Origin of the sequence: Variovorax cryoconiti, assembly GCF_051216395.1 — a bacterium.
GTDB lineage: Bacteria > Pseudomonadota > Gammaproteobacteria > Burkholderiales > Burkholderiaceae_C > Variovorax.
Map to the genome: position 1 here is coordinate 449,287 of NZ_JBPJZI010000001.1, position 21,318 is coordinate 470,604.

Annotated in this window: 16 protein-coding genes; 10 read left to right on the forward strand and 6 right to left on the reverse strand. The window is 68.7% G+C overall.

Features of this window, described 5'->3' with window-relative positions; translation table 11 throughout:
- Nucleotides 1–18 precede the first annotated feature (18 nt).
- A complete protein-coding gene (locus tag ACSFA2_RS02285) occupies nt 19–1,485 on the reverse strand; it encodes an efflux transporter outer membrane subunit (protein ID WP_435453684.1) in 1,467 nt (488 codons plus the stop codon).
- A 95-nt stretch (nt 1,486–1,580) separates the two neighbouring features.
- Between ACSFA2_RS02285 and ACSFA2_RS02290 the strand changes: the two genes are divergently transcribed.
- The 3 genes from ACSFA2_RS02290 (at nt 1,581) to ACSFA2_RS02300 (ending at nt 6,517) form a co-directional block, all read left to right on the forward strand.
- Entirely contained in the window at nt 1,581–2,198 is a 618-nt protein-coding gene (locus tag ACSFA2_RS02290; RefSeq protein ID WP_435453685.1) for a TetR/AcrR family transcriptional regulator, read from the forward strand.
- Nucleotides 2,199–2,282: 84 nt separating this feature from the next.
- Nucleotides 2,283–3,398, forward strand: a complete 1,116-nt coding sequence (locus ACSFA2_RS02295) for an efflux RND transporter periplasmic adaptor subunit (protein WP_435453686.1) — start codon at nt 2,283–2,285, stop codon at nt 3,396–3,398.
- Nucleotides 3,395–6,517 carry an efflux RND transporter permease subunit gene (locus ACSFA2_RS02300; protein ID WP_435453687.1) on the forward strand — a complete coding sequence of 1,041 codons (3,123 nt, stop codon included), beginning with the start codon at nt 3,395–3,397 and terminating at the stop codon, nt 6,515–6,517. The genes ACSFA2_RS02295 and ACSFA2_RS02300 overlap by 4 nt, the downstream gene beginning before the upstream one ends.
- A gap of 52 nt (nt 6,518–6,569) precedes the next feature.
- On the opposite strand, the gene ACSFA2_RS02305 is transcribed toward ACSFA2_RS02300, so the two are convergent.
- The 4 genes from ACSFA2_RS02305 to ACSFA2_RS02320 form a co-directional block, all read right to left on the reverse strand.
- The gene (locus ACSFA2_RS02305; RefSeq protein ID WP_435453688.1) at nt 6,570–6,890 is read right to left on the reverse strand and encodes a DUF2845 domain-containing protein; all 321 of its coding nucleotides are present in this window, start codon (nt 6,888–6,890) and stop codon (nt 6,570–6,572) included.
- A 144-nt stretch (nt 6,891–7,034) separates the two neighbouring features.
- On the reverse strand, nt 7,035–11,174 hold the full coding sequence (locus ACSFA2_RS02310) for a galactose oxidase-like domain-containing protein (protein ID WP_435453689.1): 4,140 nt from the start codon (nt 11,172–11,174) through the stop codon (nt 7,035–7,037).
- Between the two features lie 4 nt (nt 11,175–11,178).
- A complete protein-coding gene (locus ACSFA2_RS02315) occupies nt 11,179–11,799 on the reverse strand; it encodes an SCO family protein (protein ID WP_435453690.1) in 621 nt (206 codons plus the stop codon).
- 162 nt (nt 11,800–11,961) lie between these two features.
- A complete protein-coding gene (locus tag ACSFA2_RS02320; RefSeq protein WP_435453691.1) occupies nt 11,962–12,795 on the reverse strand; it encodes an alpha/beta hydrolase in 834 nt (277 codons plus the stop codon).
- 223 nt (nt 12,796–13,018) lie between these two features.
- On the opposite strand from ACSFA2_RS02320, the gene ACSFA2_RS02325 reads away from it, so the two are divergent.
- The 6 genes from ACSFA2_RS02325 to ACSFA2_RS02350 all read left to right on the forward strand — a co-directional run bounded on the left by ACSFA2_RS02325 (nt 13,019) and on the right by ACSFA2_RS02350 (nt 19,090).
- Nucleotides 13,019–13,504, forward strand: coding sequence for a sigma-70 family RNA polymerase sigma factor (locus ACSFA2_RS02325; protein WP_435453692.1), 486 nt, complete (start codon nt 13,019–13,021; stop codon nt 13,502–13,504).
- 58 nt (nt 13,505–13,562) lie between these two features.
- Nucleotides 13,563–14,534 carry a FecR family protein gene (locus tag ACSFA2_RS02330; RefSeq protein WP_435453693.1) on the forward strand — a complete coding sequence of 324 codons (972 nt, stop codon included), beginning with the start codon at nt 13,563–13,565 and terminating at the stop codon, nt 14,532–14,534.
- 81 nt (nt 14,535–14,615) lie between these two features.
- Entirely contained in the window at nt 14,616–17,030 is a 2,415-nt protein-coding gene (locus ACSFA2_RS02335) for a TonB-dependent receptor (RefSeq protein ID WP_435453694.1), read from the forward strand.
- A gap of 2 nt (nt 17,031–17,032) precedes the next feature.
- Nucleotides 17,033–17,302: an iron uptake protein gene (locus ACSFA2_RS02340; protein WP_435453695.1), complete on the forward strand. Its 270-nt coding sequence runs from the start codon at nt 17,033–17,035 to the stop codon at nt 17,300–17,302.
- Complete coding sequence (locus ACSFA2_RS02345) at nt 17,302–18,786, forward strand: PepSY-associated TM helix domain-containing protein (RefSeq protein ID WP_435453696.1); 1,485 nt, start codon at nt 17,302–17,304, stop codon at nt 18,784–18,786. Before ACSFA2_RS02340 ends, ACSFA2_RS02345 begins: the two co-directional genes overlap by 1 nt.
- A gap of 1 nt (nt 18,787) precedes the next feature.
- A complete protein-coding gene (locus ACSFA2_RS02350) occupies nt 18,788–19,090 on the forward strand; it encodes a DUF3325 family protein (RefSeq protein WP_435453697.1) in 303 nt (100 codons plus the stop codon).
- A gap of 30 nt (nt 19,091–19,120) precedes the next feature.
- Here the strand turns inward: ACSFA2_RS02350 and ACSFA2_RS02355 are convergent, their stop codons facing one another.
- Nucleotides 19,121–20,182 (reverse strand): LacI family DNA-binding transcriptional regulator, encoded by a 1,062-nt coding sequence (locus ACSFA2_RS02355; protein WP_435453698.1) that lies wholly within the window; start codon nt 20,180–20,182, stop codon nt 19,121–19,123.
- A 114-nt stretch (nt 20,183–20,296) separates the two neighbouring features.
- Between ACSFA2_RS02355 and ACSFA2_RS02360 the strand changes: the two genes are divergently transcribed.
- Nucleotides 20,297–21,316, forward strand: a complete 1,020-nt coding sequence (locus ACSFA2_RS02360) for a TRAP transporter substrate-binding protein (RefSeq protein ID WP_435453699.1) — start codon at nt 20,297–20,299, stop codon at nt 21,314–21,316.
- Nucleotides 21,317–21,318 lie beyond the last annotated feature (2 nt).

Sequence of the window (21,318 nt, forward strand, 5' to 3'; positions counted from 1 at the left end):
GGGTCGTTTCCGGAAATCTCAATGCGAGCGGATGGCCACCGCCTCGACGGGCTCCGCTTGCCAGCCGCCGCCCAGCGCCTTGAAGGCACCGACCGCTGCGCGTGCCGATTCCGTCTGTGCCTGCACCCTCGCATCGCCCACGCGCAGCAGGCTCTCATCCGCCTGCAGAACCTCGATCAGACTGACAACACCCTTCTGGTACGCCGCAAACGATGCGCCCCTCGCGCGGCCGAGCGACACCTCGCCCTGCGTCAGCAGGGCGGTCTGCGCTTCGCGCTTGACCAGTGCGGAGAACGCGTTCTCCACGTCTTCGGTGGCGCGCAGCGCGGCCAGCCGGTAGGCGGCGAGCATTTCCGCGTCCTGCCCCTTGGCGGCCTCGATCTGCGCGTCGATGCGGCCGAAGTCGAACAGGCGCCAGCGCAGGCCGAGCATGCCCGCGCCCTGGCTTGCGCCGCTGCTGAAGAGGTTGCCGCTGGACACCGAGGTGGCGCTGCCGACCATTCCGCCCAGGGAGAACTTCGGGTAGTACTCGGCCATGGCCACGCCGATGCGTGCGTTCGACGCGGCCAGGCGCCGTTCCGCCGCGATCAGGTCGGGTCGGCGGCGCAGCAGATCGCCGGGCGACCCGGCGCCATCGATGCGGGGCGCGACGGGCATGGCGCCGGCCTGTTCCAGTTCCGCGCGATGCGCGCCGGGCGCTGTGCCCAGCATCACGTCCAGGGCATTCATCGCGGCGTCCAGGCCGGCTTCGAGCACCGGCACGGACGCGCGGACCTGCGCGAGCGCGCCCTCGGCCTGCCGCAATTGAAGTTCGGCGGCCAGCCCCTTGCCATAGAGCAGGTCGACCTTGGACACCAGGTCCTGCTGCGTGCTCACTTGCCGGCGCGCGACGTCCAGGCGGGCTTGCAGGCCGCGCAGGGTGATGTAGATGTCGGCGGTCTGCGCCGCGACCGTCAGGCGCGTGGCGGCTGCGCCCGCTTCGGACGCCTGGTAGTCGGCCAGCGCAGCTTCTCGCCCGCGACGCAGGCCGCCGAAGAGGTCCAGCTCCCAACTCGCGCCGAGGTTCGCCTCATAGGCGTTGCCGTAGCGGTCGAAATTGGGCTGCGCGTTCAGCACCTGGCCCAGCGGCGTCTCGATGGATTGGTAGGCCCGCGCCGCCTGTCCGCTGACGTTGCCCGAAGGCAGCAGCGCCGCGTTCGCGGCACCGAGGCCTGCCCGGGCCTGGGCGACGCGGGCGGAAGCCTGCGCAAGATCGAGGTTCTGCGTCAACGCGAGTTCGACGTAGCTTGCCAACTGGGCGTCGCCAAACCCTTCCCACCATACCGCCAGATCGGCGTTGGCGACGGTCGCCCGCGCGTCGACGGCACGCTGGCCGAGAAACTTGTGCGGCAGCGAGGTTTCGGGGTGAACATAGTCGGGGCCCACGGCGCAGCCGGCGAGAAGGCAGGCGGCGGCGACCAGCGTGAGTGAAGTGCGTGTGAGCATGGTGTTCTTCTGGGCGGTGCGCGTTGACGGATTGTGACCAGTATACGATATGGTCACTGTTTGTTCAAACATGCAAGTGACGCTAAGCTCTGACTATGAGCACAGCCATCACCTCCCCGGTCTCGCCACGCGGCCCGGCCGACCATGACGTGAGAGACCAGATCGTGGTCGCCGCGACCGAGCATTTCAGCCAGTACGGCTATGAAAAGACCACCGTCTCGGACCTGGCCAAGACCATTGGTTTCTCGAAGGCCTACATCTACAAGTTCTTCGAGTCCAAGCAGGCCATCGGCGAAATGATCTGCAGCAATTGCCTGCGAGAGATCGAGGCCGAGGTGGTGGCCGCAGTGAGCGCCGTCGATCGTCCGCCGGAAAAGCTGCGCCGCATGTTCAAGGCGATCGTCGAGGCGAGCCTTCGCTTGTTCTTCCAGGATCGCAAGCTCTATGAGATCGCGATATCGGCCGCCACCGAGCGCTGGCGGTCCGCCATCGCGCACGAGGAATTCGTTCGGCAACTGATCCTGGAGGTGCTGCAGCAAGGGCGGGATTCGGGGGAGTTTGAGCGCAAGACGCCCATCGACGAGGCCGCGGCGGCCATCTACCTGGTCATGCATCCCTACATCAACCCCCTGTTGTTGCGTCACAGCTTTGATCACACCGACGAGGCGCCTGCACTCCTGTCTGGATTGGTGCTGCGCAGCCTGTCGCCCTGAGATCGAAAAATCTGTGTGACCATTGACTAAAATAGTCACTGGTTGCAGAATTTGAGTCCTGATCGATTCGTCAATGGGACTCTCATGCTGCCGCGCCGCTTGGTTACTTCCGCAGTCCTCTGCGCCCTGCCGTTTGCGTTGGCCGCCTGCGGCGAGAAGACGCCGCCCGAGGCACGCACCCTCACGCCGCTCGTGCGCGCCGCCACGGTGCAGCCGGCCGGCTCGACGTCGCGCTCGTTCAGCGGCACCGTCGCCGCGCGCGTCCAGAGCGACCTGGGCTTTCGCGTCGCCGGCAAGGTGCTGGAGCGCCGGGTTGACGCGGGGCAGACCGTCAAGCGCGGGCAACTGCTCCTGCGCATCGACCCGGTCGATCTGAAGCTGGCATCGCGGGCGCAGCAGGAGGCCGTGGCCGCGGCCCGTGCGCGTGCCAAGCAGGCGAGCGACGAAGAACTCCGTTACCGCGACCTGCGCGGAACGGGCGCCATCTCGGCCTCGGCCTACGACCAGATCAAGGCGGCTGCGGATGCGGCCCAGGCCCAGTTGAGCGCGGCCGAAGCGCAGTCCGAGGTCGCTCGCAACGCCAACCGCTATTCGGACCTGGTCGCCGATGTCGACGGCACGGTCCTCGAAACGCTGGTCGAGCCGGGCCAGGTCGTGAATGCCGGTCAGGTCGTGGTGCGCGTGGCGCAATCCGGGCGCCGGGAGGCGGTGGTGCAGTTGCCCGAAACGCTGCGCCCGGCCATCGGCTCGGTGGGCCAGGCCACGCTGTTCGGCACGGAAGGCGCTGCGGTCCCCGTCAAGCTCCGCCAGCTGTCGGATACGGCCGACCGCTTGACCCGCACCTTCGAGGCGCGCTATGTGCTCGAAGGGGCGCTGGCCCATGCGCCGCTGGGCGCCACGGTGACGGTCCACGTCGGGGACGGCAAGGTCGTCGCGAAGAACGGGGTGCAGGTGCCCATCGGGGCCCTGTTCGACGCCGGCAAGGCGCCGGGCGTCTGGGTCATCACCGGCGAGCCGGCCAAGGTGCACTGGCAGCCGGTGACGGTGGAGTCGCTGGAAGACGACCGTGCCCAGGTCACGGGCCAGCTCCAGCAGGGCGACCGCGTGGTCGCGCTCGGCGCGCACCTGCTGCGCGAGGGTGAAGAGGTGCGCGTTGCCGGCGCGGTCGCGTCGCCCGCGGGCGGCGGAGCCCGTCCATGAGCGAGGGCCGTTTCAATCTGTCGGCGCTCGCGGTCCGCGAGCGTGCCATCACCCTGTTCCTGATCTGCCTGATCACATTGGCGGGCCTGGTCGCGTTCTTCAAGCTGGGGCGCGCGGAAGACCCCGCCTTCACGATCAAGGTGATGACCGTCATCACCGCGTGGCCCGGCGCGACGGCGCAGGAGATGCAGGACCAGGTCGCCGAGAAGCTCGAGAAGCGCCTGCAGGAACTGCGCTACTACGACCGCGCTGAAACCTACACCCGGCCCGGCCTCGCGTTCACCACGCTGACCTTGCAGGACAGCACGCCCCCCGCGAAGGTGCAGGACGAGTTCTACCAGGCACGCAAGAAGGTCGGCGACGAAGCGGGCAATCTGCCGGCGGGCGTGATCGGCCCGATGGTCAACGACGAGTACGCCGACGTCACCTTCGCCCTGTTCGCGCTCAAGGCCAAGGGCGAGCCGCAGCGCCTGCTGGTGCGCGATGCGGAAACGCTGCGCCAGCGGCTGCTGCACGTGCCGGGCGTGAAGAAGGTGAACATTGCCGGCGAGCAGCCAGAGCGGATCTACGTCGAGTTCGCGCACGACCGCCTGGCGACGCTGGGCATTGGCCCGCAGCAGGTGTTCGCCGCGCTCCATGCCCAGAATGCGCTGAGCCCGGCCGGGTCGGTGGAGACCAAGGGACCGCAGGTCTTCATTCGCCTGGACGGCGCCTTCGACACCCTGCAGAAGATCCGCGACACGCCGGTGGTCGCACAAGGCCGCACCCTGAAGCTGTCAGACGTCGCCACGGTCAAGCGCGGTTATGAAGACCCGAGCACCTTCATGATCCGCAACGGCGGCGAACCGGCCCTGCTGATCGGTGTCGTGATGAAAGAGGGCTGGAACGGGCTCGATCTGGGCCAATCGCTGGACGCGGAAGCCCTTGCCATCAATGCCGAGCTGCCGTTGGGCCTGAGCCTGACCAAGGTCACTGACCAGTCCGTGAACATCGCCGCGTCGGTCGACGAATTCATGATGAAGTTCTTCGCGGCCTTGCTGGTCGTGATGCTGGTGAGCTTCCTGAGCATGGGCTGGCGCGCGGGATTGGTGGTCGCCGCGGCCGTGCCGCTCACGCTGGCCGTGGTCTTCGTGGTCATGGCCGCCACCGGCAAGAACTTCGACCGCATCACGCTCGGCTCGCTGATCCTGGCGCTGGGCCTGCTGGTGGACGACGCCATCATCGCCATCGAGATGATGGTGGTGAAGATCGAAGAAGGCTACAGCCACGTCGCTGCATCGGCCTATGCATGGAGCCACACGGCCGCGCCGATGCTCTCGGGCACGCTGGTGACCGCCGTCGGCTTCATGCCCAACGGCTTTGCACCGTCGACCGCGGGCGAGTACACGAGCAACATGTTCTGGATCGTTGGCATCGCGCTGATCGCCTCCTGGGTCGTTGCGGTGGTGTTCACCCCCTACCTGGGCGTGAAGCTGCTGCCGAACTTCAAGAAGATCGAAGGCGGCCATGCCGCGATCTACGACACGCCGCGCTACAACCGGCTGCGTCGCGTGCTCGAGCGCGTGATCGCACGCAAGTGGCTGGTCGCGGGCGCCGTCATCGCCCTGTTCGTCCTGTCCATCCTCGGCATGGGCGTGGTCAAGAAGCAGTTCTTCCCGATCTCCGACCGGCCCGAAGTGCTGGTCGAAGTGCAGATGCCCTATGGCACGGCCATCACGCAGACCAGCGACGCAGCGGCGAAGGTCGAAGCCTGGCTGTCCAGGCAAGCCGAGGCGCAGATCGTCACGTCCTACATCGGCCAGGGCGCACCGCGCTTCTTCTTCGCCATGGGCCCGGAACTGCCGGACCCGTCCTTCGCCAAGATCGTCATCCGCACCGCCAGCCAGGACGAGCGCGATGCCCTGAAGCTGCGGCTGCGCGAGGCCATCACGCAGGGCCTGGCGCCCGAGGCCCGGCTGCGGGTGACCCAACTGGTGTTCGGCCCGTACTCGCCGTTCCCGGTGGCCTACCGTGTCACGGGGCCGGATGCGAACGAACTGCGGAGGATCGCGGCCGACGTGCGCCAGGTGATGGATGCGAGCCCGATGATGCGCACCGTCAGCACCGACTGGGGCACCCGCACGCCCACGCTGCACTTCACCTTGAATCAGGACCGTCTGCAGGCCGTGGGACTGAGCTCCAACGCCGTGGCGCAACAACTGCAGTTCCTCTTGAGCGGCGCGCCCGTGACCACCGTGCGCGAAGACATCCGCACCGTGCAGGTGGTGGCCCGTTCGGCGGGCGACACGCGTCTCGATCCGGGTCGGATCGCGGACTTCACGCTCGCCGGCGCCGGCGGACAACGCATTCCCCTGTCACAGGTCGGTGAGGTCGAGGTGCGCATGGAAGAGCCGGTCATGCGGCGACGCGATCGCGTGCCCACCATCACCGTGCAGGGCGACATTGCCGACGGCATGCAGCCACCGGACGTGTCGAACGCGATCACGAAGCAGCTTCAGCCGATCATCGAGAAGCTGCCTGCGGGCTACCGCATCGTCCAGGCCGGCTCCATCGAGGAATCGGAGAAGGCGACCGCAGCGATGTTGCCGCTGTTCCCGATCATGCTGGCGGCCACGCTGCTCATCATCATCCTCCAGGTGCGCTCGATGTCGGCGATGGTCATGGTGTTCCTCACGAGCCCGCTGGGGTTGATCGGCGTGGTGCCGACCTTGCTCATCTTCCAGCAGGCCTTCGGCATCAATGCGCTGGTCGGACTCATCGCGCTGTCGGGGATCCTGATGCGCAACACGCTGATTTTGCTGGGGCAGATCCACCACAACGAGCAGGAGGGGCTGGACCCGTTCCACGCGGTGGTCGAGGCGACCGTTCAGCGCGCGCGGCCCGTGATCCTGACCGCACTCGCGGCGATCCTTGCATTCATTCCGCTGACCCATTCGGTGTTCTGGGGCGCGCTCGCGTACACGCTGATCGGCGGCACCTTCGCCGGGACGGTCCTGACGCTGGTGTTCTTGCCGGCGATGTATTCCATCTGGTTCAGGATCAAGCCCGGCGACAGCAACGCCAAGACTGATCGAGTCGATTCAAGCCTGGAGGTTCGCGATCGACGCGCGCTGACCTGACGACGCGCGGAAGAGCCGCGCTTGTCAGGCGGCAGGGCACGCGGTCTGACGCTCAGCGGTTCCGGTCGCCGTCGCGCACTGATTCGATCGTGCCGTTGTAGATGCGAACGACCCCGAAGAAGGCGCCTTGTCCCCGGTCGTAGGTCCATTCCTCCATGGGGACGCATTGATTCGCAAGAATCGCAGCAGGCCCCCCTGAACGGTAGGGCGTCACGACCCAGCCCAGCTGCAACATCGACACGCAGACGTTCTGCCGATAGATCGGCTCGCCGCACTTCTGAAGCAGCGACACGGGCGAGTCGCCCTTGCCGACGAGCGAGCCGTTGCAGCCCATCGAGGGCGACGCTTCGACGGAGGGGACAAGGAGGGCCATGGCCGCTGCCGCGAGCCAGGCGGTCCAGCGGCGAGGACGCGGTGATGCGGGCCGGGTGTGAGAGCGCTTCATGAGGGGGCATCGAGGGGATTCGATGCGCCTCACTGTACTGCTTCCCGTCGCGAGGCGAGAAATCCCGGCCGTCTATTCCTCCCCGCCGATCTGCCGCAGGTACTCCGTCAGATTCGCCAGGTTGCCCGCGTCCAGCGTCGTGCCGTTGTGCGCCTTCACCGCGTCCGCCAGCGTCGGCGCCGAGCCGTCGTGCAGGAAGGGCCCGGTGGCCCACACGTCGCGCAGGGTCGGCACATCGATGCCCGGCAGGGCGCCGCCCAGGCGCTTGCCGCTCGATGGCTTGAGGGTGCCGACGTTTTTCAGCTGCGTCGCGTCGGCGCTGGCCGTGAAGGGCAGGCCGCTGTGGCAGCTCGCGCAGTTCTGCGCCTGGAACACGTTCTTGCCGGCGAGCGCGGCCGCCGTGAGGCTGCCGTCCGCGTTGCGCAGCGGGCTGGGTGCGAAGGTGCCGAGCGACGCGAGGTAAGCAGCCATCGCGTCGAGGTCTGCGCTGAGGCCGGCCTTCGTGTCGCCCAGTGGCTGGCTGCGCGTGCCGGCGTTGAAGAGCGCGTCGCTCATCAGCCCGGTGCCACCGGCCAGGTTGCGGATCTGTCCTTCGAAGTCCTGCACCTCGTCGAAGTTGGCGCTCCAGTGCAGGAAGCCCTGGCCCATACCGCCGCGGCCCTTCAGCGCGATGGTGTTGCGCAGACCTTCGCCGAAGCCCGTCATGTCCCAGACGCGGCCGTCCTGTCCGCCGTCGTTGTGGCAGGTGGCGCAGCTCATGTAAGCGTCGCGCGCGAGCCGCGGGTCGCGGGCGTCGTAGAAAAGCTGCTTGCCCTTGAGCACGTTGGCGGCGAGCTGCTCGGTCGCCACACTGCCGAGCGTGGCGACCAGGTTGCTGCGCAGTTCGCCCAGCCGCGTGAGCGGACTGATGTCGACCACGCTCACGGTGCGCGCCATGAAGTTATGGACGTAGAGCTTGCTGCCGTCGGCCGACACCGTGACGCCCTGCGGCGCCAGGCCGACCTCGATGCGGAACAGCCGCTGGCCTGCGCTGGCGTCGACCACCTCGACCTGGCGTGCCGTTTCGAGCGCTACGAAGAGGTAGGCGCCGCTCGGGTCGTAAGTGGCCGCGCTCGCCAGGCTGGCGTTGTCGTGGTCGATGCGTGCAGGGGCGTCTTCGGCCAGCGTCGCGAGGTCGATGCGCGAACTGATGGCACGCACCGTGTTCTGGAAGTCCAGGTTTTGGCCGTTGCGCAGCACGCCGCGGCGGATGTTGTCCTGCTTGGACGGCACCCAGGCGCTGCCGCCGTCGGGCGCGATCACGGCCGGGCCGAGGTAGTTGGGGATGCCGCTGCCCTGGACCTCGTTGTCGTTGCGGTCGCTGTGCCGCAGGCGCACGCTGCCGGCCAGCGCCATCGTGGCGGTGTTCACGGCCAGCACCTCGCCACCGCCCGACGTGGTGTCGACCACGGCCGTCGCTTCGCCGGCCAGCGGCGGCGTGATGAAGCGCGACACCAGCACGCGTGTCGCATCGCCGCTGACCGCGAGGTGACGCGGGTTCGCACCGACGTCCAACGTGGCGAGCGTGGCGCCGCTGCCGTCGAGCTTCAGCAGCCGGCCGGCGGCTTCCAGGCTCACGTACATGCGGCCGTCCGAGGCGCCGACCAGCCCCCAGGGCTGCGAGGCGCGGGGGAGGGCGAGGGTGCGCACCACCGTCAGGCTGGCGGGGTCGATCACCGAGATGCTGGCGCTGTCGCGGTTGGTCACCCACACGTTGCCGTCGGCCCCACGCGCCAGCGTGCGCGGCGCGACGCCGACCGGGATCTCCTGCACGCGGCTGTTGGCGACGGTGTCGAAGACGGTCACCGAGTCGTTGTCGGGGTTGACCACCCACAGGCGCGTGGCAGCGGCGCTGCGCGGTTCCAGCAACAGCGGTGAGGAGGCGCCCGGCGCGTTGGCGGTCGGCGCCGCGGTCACGGCCTGCACGAAGGTGCGCGTGCCGACCTGCCCGTTCGCGTCGCGCACGGTGAGCGTCACGGTGTACACGCCGGGTGTGGTGTAGGTGTGGCTCGCGGCACTGCTGAGGGCGTAGGCGGTCGGCGCGCTGCCGTCGCCGAAGTCCCAGCGGTAGCTGGCGCCGGTGAGGCCGACGACGGGTGCGTAGCGGGCGGTGGCCCCGGTGCGCAGCGGTGCGGCGTCAATCGACGGCACGGCGCTCGCCGGGTTGACCAGCAGCAGGTAGCAGCGCTTGGCCGCGCCCGGTGCCGGGTCGCTGCCGAAGCTCGCCGCGGTGCAGGCCACGTCGCCGGTCTGGTCGGAGCGGATCGCGAACTTCCCATCGACACCGTAGTAGATGACGCCGCGCCGGCCATTCGGCACGCGGCAGATGCCGCCTTCGTCGGCACACGCGGTGGTGGCGGTCGGCAGCGCGATCGGCGGCGCCGCGATGCCCTGGCCAACGCCGACGATCACGGCGCGCGAGGGCACGCCGTTCGCATCGAGCGCGAAGAGCTGGTAGTAGCCCGGCGGCGTGAGGTTCGGATTCGCCGGCAACTGGGCCGTGAGCCGGTTGCCCTCCTTCGTGAAGCTCAGTGCCTGGAAGCGCTGCGTGCTGTTGAAGGAGTGCGTCACCGTGCCGTTGGTCACCAGGGCCAGCCGCGTGACGCGCGACGCGTCGGCCAGGTCGAGCTGGAATGGCGCACCGGGTGTGAAGCGCAGTGCGCTGATGCCGGTGAGCACCGGCCGCGGCGCGAGTCGGGCTGCACCATCGACCGCCTGGAACAGGTTCGGCGGGTAGTAGATCTCGACGTTCTGGTTGTTGACCGGCCCCGGCGCGCCGCCGCCGGACGACAGCACCGTGCCGTTGGGCAGCAGCAGCGCGGCCGAGTGGTAGACGCGGATGTTCGCGGCGCGCGCACCGGTGGTCCAGCGGCCGGTGGCCGGGTCCCACACCTCGGCCTCGTACACCGCATCGGCCCCGCCGTTGTTGCCGCGGCGCGTGCCGCCGGTCACCACCACCTTGCCATCGGGCAGCACCGTGGCGTTGCCATAGCGTCGCGCGAAACGCATCGGTGCGGTTTCGGTGAGCACCGGCGTGGCGCCGTTGAAGTCGACCACCGTCGCCATGGCGCTGGCTGGCAGGCCGTCGCCGTTGTTGGTGCCGTTGCCGCCCATCTGCAGCACCTTGCCGGGCGCGAACATCACGGCGCTGTTGGTCGCGCCCACGTTCACCGGCGCGGTCGCGCTCGGCGGCGTCTTGAACTTGCCCAGCACCGTGACCGCGCCCTGGGCATCGTTGCCGGCGGGGTCGAGCTTCCACATCGTCTCGGCGGAGATGCCGACGACCTGGCCGTCCGGTGCCACCCAGGCGCGTGGGTACGAGGCGCGCAGGTAGTCGGGGCCGAAGGCGTCGCGGCTGCGGGCGCCGAAGAGCGTGCGCCAGCCGCTGCCGGCGGTGTAGATCTCGGGCGTCATCGAGACAATGCCGGCGGCGATGGCGGCATCGGGCGCACCCACCATGCCTTCCTGGTACGGGTCCATGCCGCCCAGCATCACGGCGCGCCCATCGGTCAGGGTCAGCATCGTGGCGTACCAGCGCTGATCCGCCAGCGTCGCGGTGTCGAGCGCGAGGCGCCCGTCGACCGGCGTGAAGAGCCCGCTGGCAAGTGGCGTGTTGCCGCCGCTGATCAGCAGCCGGCCGTCGCCCAGGTAGGCGGCGGTGCTGCAGAAGCTGTTGACCGGGCCGAACTCGGTCGCGGTGCGGTGACTGCCTTCGCCGAAGCCGAGCGCCGGCGACCACAGGTCGTAAAGCCGGCCGTCCTGCCCGGCGGGATTGCCCGGCGGGCTGCCGTAGGTGAGCACCTTGCCGGTCGGCAGCAGCGCGGCATGCAGCGCGTTCGACGGCCAGGGCTGCGTGGGCGACCACATGCCCCGGGTGGGCGCGTCGGCCGGGATGGCGGCCAGGCCGTCGAGGAGCGGGTCGGCTTCGGCCTGCACCGGGAAGGCCAGCGGCGGCGGTGGCGGGACGGCGGGCACCGTCGGTTCGGTGGGCATGCCGGGGCCGGTGCCGGGGCTGCCGCCGTCGGGGCCGGGCTGCGCCGTGCCATGGCCGCTGGCGTCGCCCGAGGTGCCGCCATCGCCGCTGCCGCCCCCGCCGCCACAGGCCGCGAGGCAAACGGCCGCCGCTGTGGTGGCCAGAAGGCGCAGCGCGCCTGTCCAGGTTGGATCGTTCATGGTTCTACTTCCCTGCTGTCGTTGTTCTTGAAAGGGGGTCGTGTGCTGTCGCGACCTCGGCCAGTTCGCGCGCGAGGCGCGGCCGTTCGACCGGCACGCCGGCGTAGCGCTGCCGCAGCACGCCGGTGGCGTCGAAGAGGTAAAGCGCCGTGCCGTGGTCGGCCGGCCCGGGGTTCGGCTGGCGCGGGTCGGTGGCGGCGAGGCGTTGCGTCAGCGTGTCGATCTGCGACGGCGCCCCAGTGGCGAAGCGCCAGCCGGACTGGTCGGCGTCCATGCGGCGCGCAAAGGCCGCCAGCGTGGCGGGTGTGTCGGCCAGCGGATCGACGGACACCGAGAGGAAGTCGACCTGCGCGCGCAAGGCGGGTGGCAGGCTGCGGCGCAGCGCGGCGAGTTCGAGGGTCTGGGTGGGGCAGGTGGTCGAGCAGCCGGTGAACACGAAGTTCAGCAGCAGCGTGCGGCCCCGGTAGGCGGCCGCGTCAATGCGGCGCGCCGCCTGGTCCTGCAGCGTCAGGCCGCGCAGCGGCGCCAGTTGCGCGGTGGCCGACAGCGCCGCCCCGGCGAGCAAGGCTGCCGTGGCGACGCGTGCGCCCCTGCGTGCGAGTTCGCACGCCCGATGGCTTCGCATGTTTTCTCTCCCTGGTGTTTGGCGCCTTCGGGTGACACCGAGCGCCAAGGAGGGAGATTAAGTGTTTTGTACTCAGTTTTCGCCGTCACGCGGGCCGAGTGAGCCCGCTTCTGCGACATATGCCCGCGCTTTGGGCATCTGCGCTTCGCGATGTCCCGTGGCTCAGGCCACCTTGGGCTCGGGCAGCACCGCCGTCAGTGCGAAGTCGACCAGGTACAGCCAGGTCGCTTCGAGCCGCATGATGTCGTGGTGGTCCGAGCCCGCCACCGTCTGCACGTGGACCGGCGTGGGCCAGGCGTCGATGAGCTTCTGCGAGCGCACCGGCAGCACCACGTCGTCGTGCGCCGCCAACAGCACCTGGGTCTTGGCCGCCACCTCGCGGCTGTGCGTGAGCGAGTCGAAGCGGTGGCGCAGCAGCAGCGACAGCGGCACCAGCGGAAAGCGCCGCTTGGCCACTTCCAGCATCGAGTCGTAGGGCGTGATCAGCTGCAGGCTCGCGAAGTCCTGCCGCGCCACCAGCTGGATCGCCACGCCCGTGCCGAGGCTGCGGCCGACGACATGCAGCCGCGCCTGCGGGAAGGCGCGGCGCAGGTGCCTGGCGAGCTGGTTCGCGTCTTCGACCGAGGCGATCTCCGACGGGTGCCCCTCCGAGTCGGCGACGCCGCGGTAGTTGATCGCCGCGAAGCCGAAGCCCGCCGGCAGCCAGGTCAGCGCCTTGGCGGTGGCGCGCACGTCTTCGCCGCGGCCGGCGAAGTAGATGAACAGATCCTGCAGCGCGTCTTCGCCATGCGGGTGATAGACATAGCCACGCACCATGCCACCGGGCACCGGGTGCGAATAGGTCGAGAAGTCGTCGGACAGCGGAACCACCGGCAGCTTGCGGGCGTTGAAGAGGATGTGGCCCTGCCGGGTGGCGAGGAGCGTCCAGTAGGTCGCGATGCCGCCGACGGCAGCGGCCGAGGCGGCGAGGGCGATGCGGAAGGCTTTGGATGACAAGAAGCGGCTCCTGGGCGAGATGGGCAGGTCGCTCCGAGTGTCGCCGCGTTTGCGGTGTGCCAGCGGCGGCGGGGTTCGCCGCCGTGTCGGCGTCGGGCGAGTCGGCCGCGGACAGGCTCGTGGCACACCGTATGGAATAATGAGAACTATTCTCAGTGCGACATCGGCACGAACACGACCCGGAGAAACAATGTCCGCAGCGGGGAGCCCTTGGCAGCAGCAAATGCACACGCTGTACGACGAACACCACGGGTGGCTGTTCGGTTGGTTGCGCCGCAAGCTGGGCTCGTCGGAGAACGCGGCCGACCTGGCGCAGGACACCTTCGTGCGCATCATCGCGTCGCGCGATGCCTTGCTGGGCGTGCGCGAGCCGCGCGCTTTTCTGGTCACCACCGCGCAACGTCTGCTCATCGACCAAGCCCGGCGCAAGGCGATCGAGGTGGCCTATCTTCGTGAACTGAGCATGGCCGTCGAACAGCTCGGCGGCGCGCCGTCGCCCGAGCACCTCCTCGACACCTTGCAGGCGCTCACCCAGATCGAGAGGGCGCTCGACGGTTTGTCGGCCAAACCACGCCAGGCCTTTCTGCTGCACTACCTCGATGGCGAGACGCATGGCTTCATCGCCGGACAGCTGGGCGTGTCGACACGCATGATCCAGAAGTACCTGGTCCAGGCGCTGTTGCACTGCCATCGCCAGCGCGGGGCCTGAGGTGGCGGAGATTCGAAGCGAATCGGACCGTCTGGCCGAGCAGGCCGCCGTCTGGCTGGTGCAGCTCAGCGGCGACGACCCGGCAGAGCGCGCACGCGTCGAGCACGCGTTCTCGGCCTGGAAGGCGGTCGATCCGCGTCATGCGCAGGCGGCGGCCGCGCTCGAGGCCGTGGTCGACCAGGTCGAAGGCGTTCGGCACAGCGCGGCGGGCAACCCGCGCCCTGCACACGCGGCGCTCGATGCCGTCTTCAATGACGCCCGCCGCCGTCGGCGCGCCGTTCGTCAGCGAATCGGCGGCGTGCTGGTTCTGGCGCTGGCCCTGGCGGTGCCCGTCGGGCTCGCCGTTTCCGAAGGCGCCGTTTCCGATCTGTGGGCCGATGTGCGCAGCAGCGAAACCGACTGGGTCAGCCGCACGCTGCCCGACGGCACGCGCATCACCCTGAGCGGCAGAACCGCGATCGACCTGAAGTACGACCCCCAGCAGCGCACCGTGCGGCTGCTGCGCGGGGACATCCGTGTCGATGTGGCCAAGGACGCCCGGCGGCCGTTCTATGTCGAGACGCCGGTCGCCCGCATCCGTGCCCTGGGCACGCGGTTCGCCGTCAGCCATGACGGCGGCGGCACCGGCCTGGAGATGTTCGAGTCCAAGGTGTCGGTGCAGACTTTGGCCGACCCTGAGGCCACCACCGTGGTCCAGGCCGGCGAGCGCTTGCAGCTCACGCGTCGAGGGGTCGGGCACATCGAGGGGCTGGACGCCGAACGCGTGGAGCAAGGTTGGCAGCACCGTCAGCTGGTGCTGAACGACCGGCCGCTGCCGGAAGTGCTGGCGCAACTGGCGCGGCACCGGCCCGGTGGTATCCGCTTCGACGCCGAGCCGCTGCAGGCGCTGCGGGTGTCGGCGGTCTTGCCCCTGGACAAACCCGACGAAGCATTGCAATTGCTGTCGGCCATCTTTCCCGAGTTACGCCTGCGCACCCTGGCCGGCCGCTGGGTCTGGGTGGATGTCGCCACCGATCACGCAAAAAACTAAAAAAATTGACGGGAAGCGGTTCCGGTTTTTCGATCTCGTTCGTCATGACCAACGAACGCAACGAAATTGGAGCCCCCAGCCGTGACCCGTCCGAAAAACCATCCGCCCCGCAGCCGCCTGCTGCCCCTGACCTTGGCCCTGCACCTGAGCGTGGCCATGGCCGCCCTGGCGCCGCTGGTCGCTGCCGCCCAAGGGCGCAGCTACAGCATTCCGCCCGGACCGCTCGGTGCGGCCCTCACCCGTTTTGCGCAGGAAGCCGGCGTGTCGATCGCGCTCGATGCCCGTCGCACGGCCGCGTTGCAATCCCCTGGCCTCCGCGGGACGCATGGCGTGGACGAGGGCTTCACCGAACTGCTCAAGGGCAGCGGCTACAGCATCGAAAAAACGTCTGCCGGCTACCGGCTGGTGCCCGTCGCGGCGCCGACCGGCGCCGAGATCGCGGCGCCGCCTGTCACGGGTACCTCCCGCAGCGAGCAACTGCAAGAGGTGACCGTGGCCGCATCGCGCTCCAACATGGAGGCCGCCAAGGCGCCGCAGACGGTGCAGATCATCGAGCAGGAAGCGATCGCGCAGCAGCTGGCGTTGTCCACCAACTCGTCGGACGCGCTGAGCAACCTGATCCCGTCGTACACCCCCAGCCGGGGCAAGATGAACGGCAGCGGCGAGACCTTGCGCGGTCGCACCCCGCTGATCCTGATCGACGGCGTGCCGCAGTCCAACCCCATCCGCCCGACCGGGCGTGAAGCGCACACCATCGACTTCTCGATGCTGGACCGCATCGAGGTGGTCCAGGGTGCCAACGCGATCAATGGCCTGGGCGCCACGGGCGGCACCATCAACCTGATCACGCGCATCCCCGAGAAGGGCAGCTTCAACCAGCATCTGGACGTGCAGACCACGATGCCCACGTCGAAGATCGACGGCGACACCCTCAGCACCAAGACCAGCTACCGGGCCGACGGCCGCCTCGACAGGCTGGATTACCTCTTCGGCTTCAGCTACGAGGACCAGGGCCTGTACCGCGACGCCAAGGGCCGTTCCATCGGTGCCGACAACACCCAAGGCGATCTGATGGATTCGCGCACCTACGACTTCCTGGGCAAGCTGGGTTACCAGTTGGGCAACGACCAGCGGGTGGAGCTCTCGCTCAACCGCTATCGCATCAAGTCCGACGCCAGCTACACGGCCGTCGCAGGCAACCGGGCGCGCGGCATCCCCACCACCTCGATCGAGCGGACGCCACCGGGCACGCCACCGTGGAACGACGTGTGGACCGCGGCCGCCACCTACAACCACTACGACCTGGCCGGCTGGGACCTGTCGGCCATGGTGTTCCATCAGAAGTTCGAAGCCCTGTTCGGTGCCGACAACTCGGCCACGTTCCAGGACACGCGCATCGCGCCCAACGGCACCCTGTACGACCAGTCGCGCGCGACCTCGTCGAAGATCGGCAGCAAGGTGACCCTCACCAAGGCCGACCTGTTCGACAAGCGCCTGAAGCTCACCGCCGGCTTCGACACCCTGTTCGACAAGGGCGAGCAAGACCTCTACGGCACCGGCCGCACCTACGTGCCCCACTCGGAATACAGCGACATCTCGCTGTTCACGCAGGCCGAGTTCAAGCTGCTCGACCAGCTCACGCTGCACGGCGGCGTCCGCAAGGAATACGCCGACCTGAAGGTCGACAGCTACCAGAGTCTGGCCCGCTACAACCGGGTCAACGTCGGCGGCGGCAAGCTCGACTTCGACGAGACGCTCTACAACGTCGGCCTGGTGTTCGAGCCGGTGAAGAACCTCAATCTCTACACCAGCTACTCGGAAGGTTTCGGCATGCCCGACGTGGGTCGGGTGCTTCGGGCCATCAACATTCCCAACCAGAGCATTGCCAACCTGAGCACGCTCGCGCCCATCGTCACGCAGAGCGTCGAAGTCGGTGGCCGCTACAAGGTCGGCGCCTGGGACTTCGATGCGAGCTACTTCCGCTCCGAGTCCGATTACGGCGCGCGCGTCGTGCGCGTGGGCGACGCTTTCATGGCGGCCCGCGAGAAGAACCGCATCGATGGGCTCGACGCCAGTGTCGGCTACCGCCTCGACCGTGCGCACAAGGCGAAGCTGTCGTACTCGCGCACGCTCGGCCGCTACGACAGCAACGACGACGGCTCGCTCGATGCGCGCCTCGATGGCCTGAACATCGCGCCGGACCGGCTGATCGCGTCGCTGAGCTCGCAGTGGACCGACCGCCTGTCGTCCTTCGTGCAGGTGCAGCACGCCCGCAGCCGCACCTTCGATGAGTCCGAGAAGAACTTCAAGGGCTACACGCTGGTGGACGCCAGCCTGAGCTACAAGCTGCCCAAGGGCACGGTGCGGCTGGCGGTGGCCAACCTGTTCAACAAGAACTACATCACCTACTACTCGCAGAGTGCGTTGGTTGAGCCGCTGCGCTACTTCGCCGGCCGGGGCCGCACCTTGACGGTCGGCTACTCGGTCGACTTCTGACCATGGCGCGCCCGGCGGTGTGGCTGCGCGTCGCTGCGGCGGTGGGCGGCGGCTTCGGCCTGACCAGCCTGGCCGTGGTGGTGCTGGCCGGGCTGCTGGCGCGCTGGGGCTTGCCCGGTGCCGAAGCCGTGGTCGCCGCGGCCATGGCGGGCTTTCTCATCTACCTCGCGGTGTTGCTGTGGGGCCTGGCCTGCCAGAGCACCTGGCGGCTCGGTGGGTGGTTGGCACTGTGGGTGGCGGCGCTCGCGTGCGCGTGGCGGTGGGCGTTCTGATGGCCAGCTATCGCAGGCGCCTGACCGTCGTGCACAGCGGGGCAGGCATCGTTTTCGGCGGCCTGCTGTTCGCCATTTTCTGGATGGGGACGCTGAGCGTTTTCGACCGCGAGATCGACCGCTGGATGATGCCGGCCACGCGCCTGGTCGCACCCGCCACGCTGCCTCGGCTGGACCCGGTCGTGGCGGCGGTCGCACCGCTGATCCCGTCCGCAGCCCGACAGTGGCGCATCGACTTGCCGACCGAACGTACGCCGGTCCTGCGCTTTTCCGCGCAGGGCGCGATGGGGGCGCCGATCACGCGGCAACTGAATCCGTCCACCTTGGCGCCGCTGCCCGACGCCGGCACGCTCGGCGCCAGCGGGTTCTTCTTTCCCTTCCACTACGGGCTGATGATCGATTGGATGGACCTGGGCAAATGGCTGGTCGGCGCCGCGGCGATGGCGATGCTGCTGATGCTCGTTTCGGGCGTGGTCATCCATCGAAAGCTGTTCGCGGACTTCTTCACCCTTCGTCTGGACAAGCGCCTGCCGCGTGTCACGCTGGACCTGCACAACGTGAGCGGCGTCATCGGCTTGCCCTTCTTCTTCATGATCACGCTGTCGGGCCTGGTGATCTTCTTCAATCTGTACTTTCCGTCGGCCTACCGGGGCGCCTTCGACGCAGGTGCTGCGGGGCAGGCGGCGTTTCAGGCGGAAGCGTACGGCCGCTATCGCCGGCCCCCCGCCGGCACGCCGGGCGCGCTGTCGTCCATCGATGCGATGGTGGCCCGGGCCGGGCGGGCGTGGGGCGGTGGTGTGCCTTACTTCGTGCGGGTCTGGTGGCCGGGCGATGCCCAGAGCTACGTGGAACTGCGCCGCTCCTATGCCGGCGAGGTCACGATGAATCTCGACCAGCTCTACTTCGACGCCGCCACCGGGGAGCTGCTCCAGCGCTTCGAGGCCGCACCGGTGATGCGCGTGCAGCGCGTGCTGTCCGGCCTGCATTTCATCCAGTTCCGTCACGGGACGCTGCGCTGGCTGTACTTCGTGCTGGGGTTGGGCGGCTGCGTGATGATCGCCTCCGGGCTGGTGTTCTGGCTGGCGGCGCGGCCGGCCGACCGGGCCGCCGACGACCCGCCGGGGCGCCGTGCGCTGCAGAGCCTCTGCATCGGCAGCGTGTCGGGCATCGTGGTCGCCACGCTCGCGTACCTGGCGGCCAATCGCCTGCTGCCGAGCGAAGCCGCGTGGGCGGGCTGGCGCCGGTCGGAGCTGGAGGTGCTGGTCTTCTGCCTGAGCTGGCTGGCCTGCTTCGGCCATGCGGCATGGCGGGGGGCGCATGCCTGGCAGGAGCAGGCCGGCGTCATCGCCGCGCTGGCGTTGCTGTGTGCGGGGATGAACCTGCTGACCACCCCGCATCCGGGTGCCGTGTGGGGCGTGGACGCCGGGCTGGCGGTGGGCGGCATTCTGGCTGCGGCCTGCGCGCGCAGGTGGGGGCGCAGCTGACGTGGCCCTCGTGCTGGCCGCCATCGCCATCTACGCCGCCTGGGTGGGCGCCGCTTGGGCGTTGCCTCGTCATTGGGAGGTGCTTTGTGGTCCGCAGCGGCCGCCGCCGACCGCGTTGCTGCGAACGGGCGCGCTGGTCCTCGCCATCTTGGCGCTCGGGCTGTGTGTTGCACGAGATGGACCGGCTTTCGGCACCTTGTTGTGGCTGTGTCTGGCCTGTGTGGGCGCATGGTTGAGCGCGCTGACCCAGGCCATGCTCGCCGCGGCGGCGCGTCGATCGTCTCGATTCAAGGATCCGCGTTAGCGTCTTCCGAGACTTCTGTCGGCCGCCTGTTCAAGGCAGGTTCTCGCGGAAGATCACCTGGCTGCGCGTGTTCTCCACGCCGCTCAGCGCCTCGCGCCCGTCGCGCAGATTGGTGAAGATGCGCACGCCGCTCATCAGCGTGGTGTGCGGGCTCTGCGTGATCACCGCGTCGAGGCTGCCGTCGATCAGCAGGGCACGCGTGTCCGGCGTGAGTCCGTGGCCGATGAAGACGATCTTCTGGTCGCGGCCCGCTTCCTTCAGGGCCCGTGCCACGCCGTCGGACGCGCCGCCGATGTTGTAGATGCCGCCGAGCTCCGGGTGCTGGTCGAGCAGGGCGCGCGTCTGCCGGTAGTTCTGCTCCGCATCGTCGTGGCCTTCGCGCAGGCCGACCACCGACAGCTGCGGGAACATCTCGTCGATGACATGCAGGAAGCCGGCCTCGCGCTCTTCGTGCGCGCGGTAGCTCAGGCTGCCGGCGATGAGCGCGACCTTGGCACTGCGCGCGCCGATGAAACGGCCGATGAGGTAGCCCGCGGTACGCCCGGCGGCGCGGTTGTCCAGCCCGATGTAGGCCACGCGCGGCGAGTTCGAGAGGTCGGAGATCAGCGTGATCACCGGCACGCCCTGCGCCGCGAGCTCGGCCACCGCCTCGCGCACCGCCGGGTGCTCGAGCGCCATCACCGCGATGCCGTCGCTGCGCTTGCCGTGGCGCCGCAGCGCGGCAGCCAGTTCGTGCGGGTTGAAGCTCTCGATGAACTCGGCCCGGCAGCGCACGTTGAAGGGCGCCCAGTGCTCCTGCGAGTACCCCACCATGTCGCCGAGCATGCGAATGAAGCGGTTGGTGCCGGCGGGCAGGAGCACGCTCAGCCGCAAGGGCTGCGGCGCGAGCGCGGCGTACAGCGCCTGGCCGGGCAGGTAGTCGAGCTCGCCGGCCGCCTTCAGCACGCGCTGCACGGTGGCGTCGCGAACGCCCGGCCGCTTGTTGAGCACGCGGTCGACGGTGGCCGTCGACACGCCGGCGGCGCGCGCGATGTCGACCACCCGCGCACGGCTCGGCGGGGTAGCTCCGGAGGCTTCGGGGTTAACCCTCATAAATCAGAAACCATCATCTCGTTTGTTTGACGAAGCGGTGTCGCGTCTCTATCGTCCGCATGCCTTTCAGTGATGATGCATCAAAAGGCATCAAGCCAACAACGGAGACAAACCATGAACTCGCTCACCCGACGCGGTGCCTTGCGCACGCTTTCCGCACTCCCTGCCGCCAGCATCGTGACGGCCGTGCCGCGCATCGCCCGGGCCGCCGAGTTCTCGTACAAGTACGGCAACAACCTGCCGGTGACGCACCCGCTGAACGTGCGTGCGCAAGAGGCCGTCGAGCGCATTGCCAAGGAGACCAAGGGCCGGGTCGAGATCAAGATCTTCCCGAACAACCAGCTCGGCGGCGACACCGACATGCTGGCGCAGGTGCGCTCCGGCGGCATCGAATTCTTCACGCCGTCGGCGCTGGTCATCGCCACGCTGGTGCCGGTCGCGGCCATCAACGCCATCGGCTTCGCCTTCTCCGACTACAACCAGGTGTGGGGCGCGATGGACGGCAAGCTGGGTGCTCACGTGCGCGCGGCCATCGCCAAGACGCGGCTCTACGCCTTCGACAAGATGTGGGACAACGGCTTCCGCCAGACCACCAGTTCCAAGGGGCCGGTGACCTCGGCGAAGGACCTCGACGGCCTGAAGATCCGCGTGCCGGTGAGCCCGCTGTCGATCTCGATGTTCAAGAGCCTGGGCGCGTCGCCGGCCAGCCTGCAGTTCAGCGAGGTGTACTCGTCGCTGCAGACAAGAATCGTCGATGCGCAGGAGAACCCGCTGCCGATCATCCAGGTGGCCAAGCTCTACGAGGTGCAGAAGTTCGCCTCGCTCACCAACCACATCTGGGACGGCTACTGGTTCATCGCCAACGGCCGCGCCTGGGAAGCCCTGCCGGCCGACCTGAAGACCATCGTCGCCGCGTCCATCAACGACGCGGGCCTCAAGCAGCGCGAGGACATCAAGAAGCTCAACGAGTCGGTGGTGGCCGACCTCGAAGCGAAGGGCCTGGCCATCAACCGCCCGACCGCCGACAGCTTCCGCGCCAAGCTGCGCGATGCCGGCTTCTACAGCGAATGGAAGGGCCGCTTCGGCGACGAGGCCTGGGGCCTGCTCGAACAGAGCGTCGGCAAGCTCGCCTGACC

Coding starts and splice junctions, on each gene's coding strand:
- ACSFA2_RS02360 (WP_435453699.1), top strand. CDS start 20,297: ATGAACTCGCTCACCCGACGCGGTGCCTTGCGCACGCTTTCCGCACTC.
- ACSFA2_RS02300 (WP_435453687.1), top strand. CDS start 3,395: ATGAGCGAGGGCCGTTTCAATCTGTCGGCGCTCGCGGTCCGCGAGCGT.
- ACSFA2_RS02290 (WP_435453685.1), top strand. CDS start 1,581: ATGAGCACAGCCATCACCTCCCCGGTCTCGCCACGCGGCCCGGCCGAC.
- ACSFA2_RS02295 (WP_435453686.1), top strand. CDS start 2,283: ATGCTGCCGCGCCGCTTGGTTACTTCCGCAGTCCTCTGCGCCCTGCCG.
- ACSFA2_RS02345 (WP_435453696.1), top strand. CDS start 17,302: ATGGCCAGCTATCGCAGGCGCCTGACCGTCGTGCACAGCGGGGCAGGC.
- ACSFA2_RS02340 (WP_435453695.1), top strand. CDS start 17,033: ATGGCGCGCCCGGCGGTGTGGCTGCGCGTCGCTGCGGCGGTGGGCGGC.
- ACSFA2_RS02310 (WP_435453689.1), bottom strand. CDS start 11,174: ATGAACGATCCAACCTGGACAGGCGCGCTGCGCCTTCTGGCCACCACA.
- ACSFA2_RS02355 (WP_435453698.1), bottom strand. CDS start 20,182: ATGAGGGTTAACCCCGAAGCCTCCGGAGCTACCCCGCCGAGCCGTGCG.
- ACSFA2_RS02285 (WP_435453684.1), bottom strand. CDS start 1,485: ATGCTCACACGCACTTCACTCACGCTGGTCGCCGCCGCCTGCCTTCTC.
- ACSFA2_RS02325 (WP_435453692.1), top strand. CDS start 13,019: ATGCACACGCTGTACGACGAACACCACGGGTGGCTGTTCGGTTGGTTG.
- ACSFA2_RS02315 (WP_435453690.1), bottom strand. CDS start 11,799: ATGCGAAGCCATCGGGCGTGCGAACTCGCACGCAGGGGCGCACGCGTC.
- ACSFA2_RS02305 (WP_435453688.1), bottom strand. CDS start 6,890: ATGGCCCTCCTTGTCCCCTCCGTCGAAGCGTCGCCCTCGATGGGCTGC.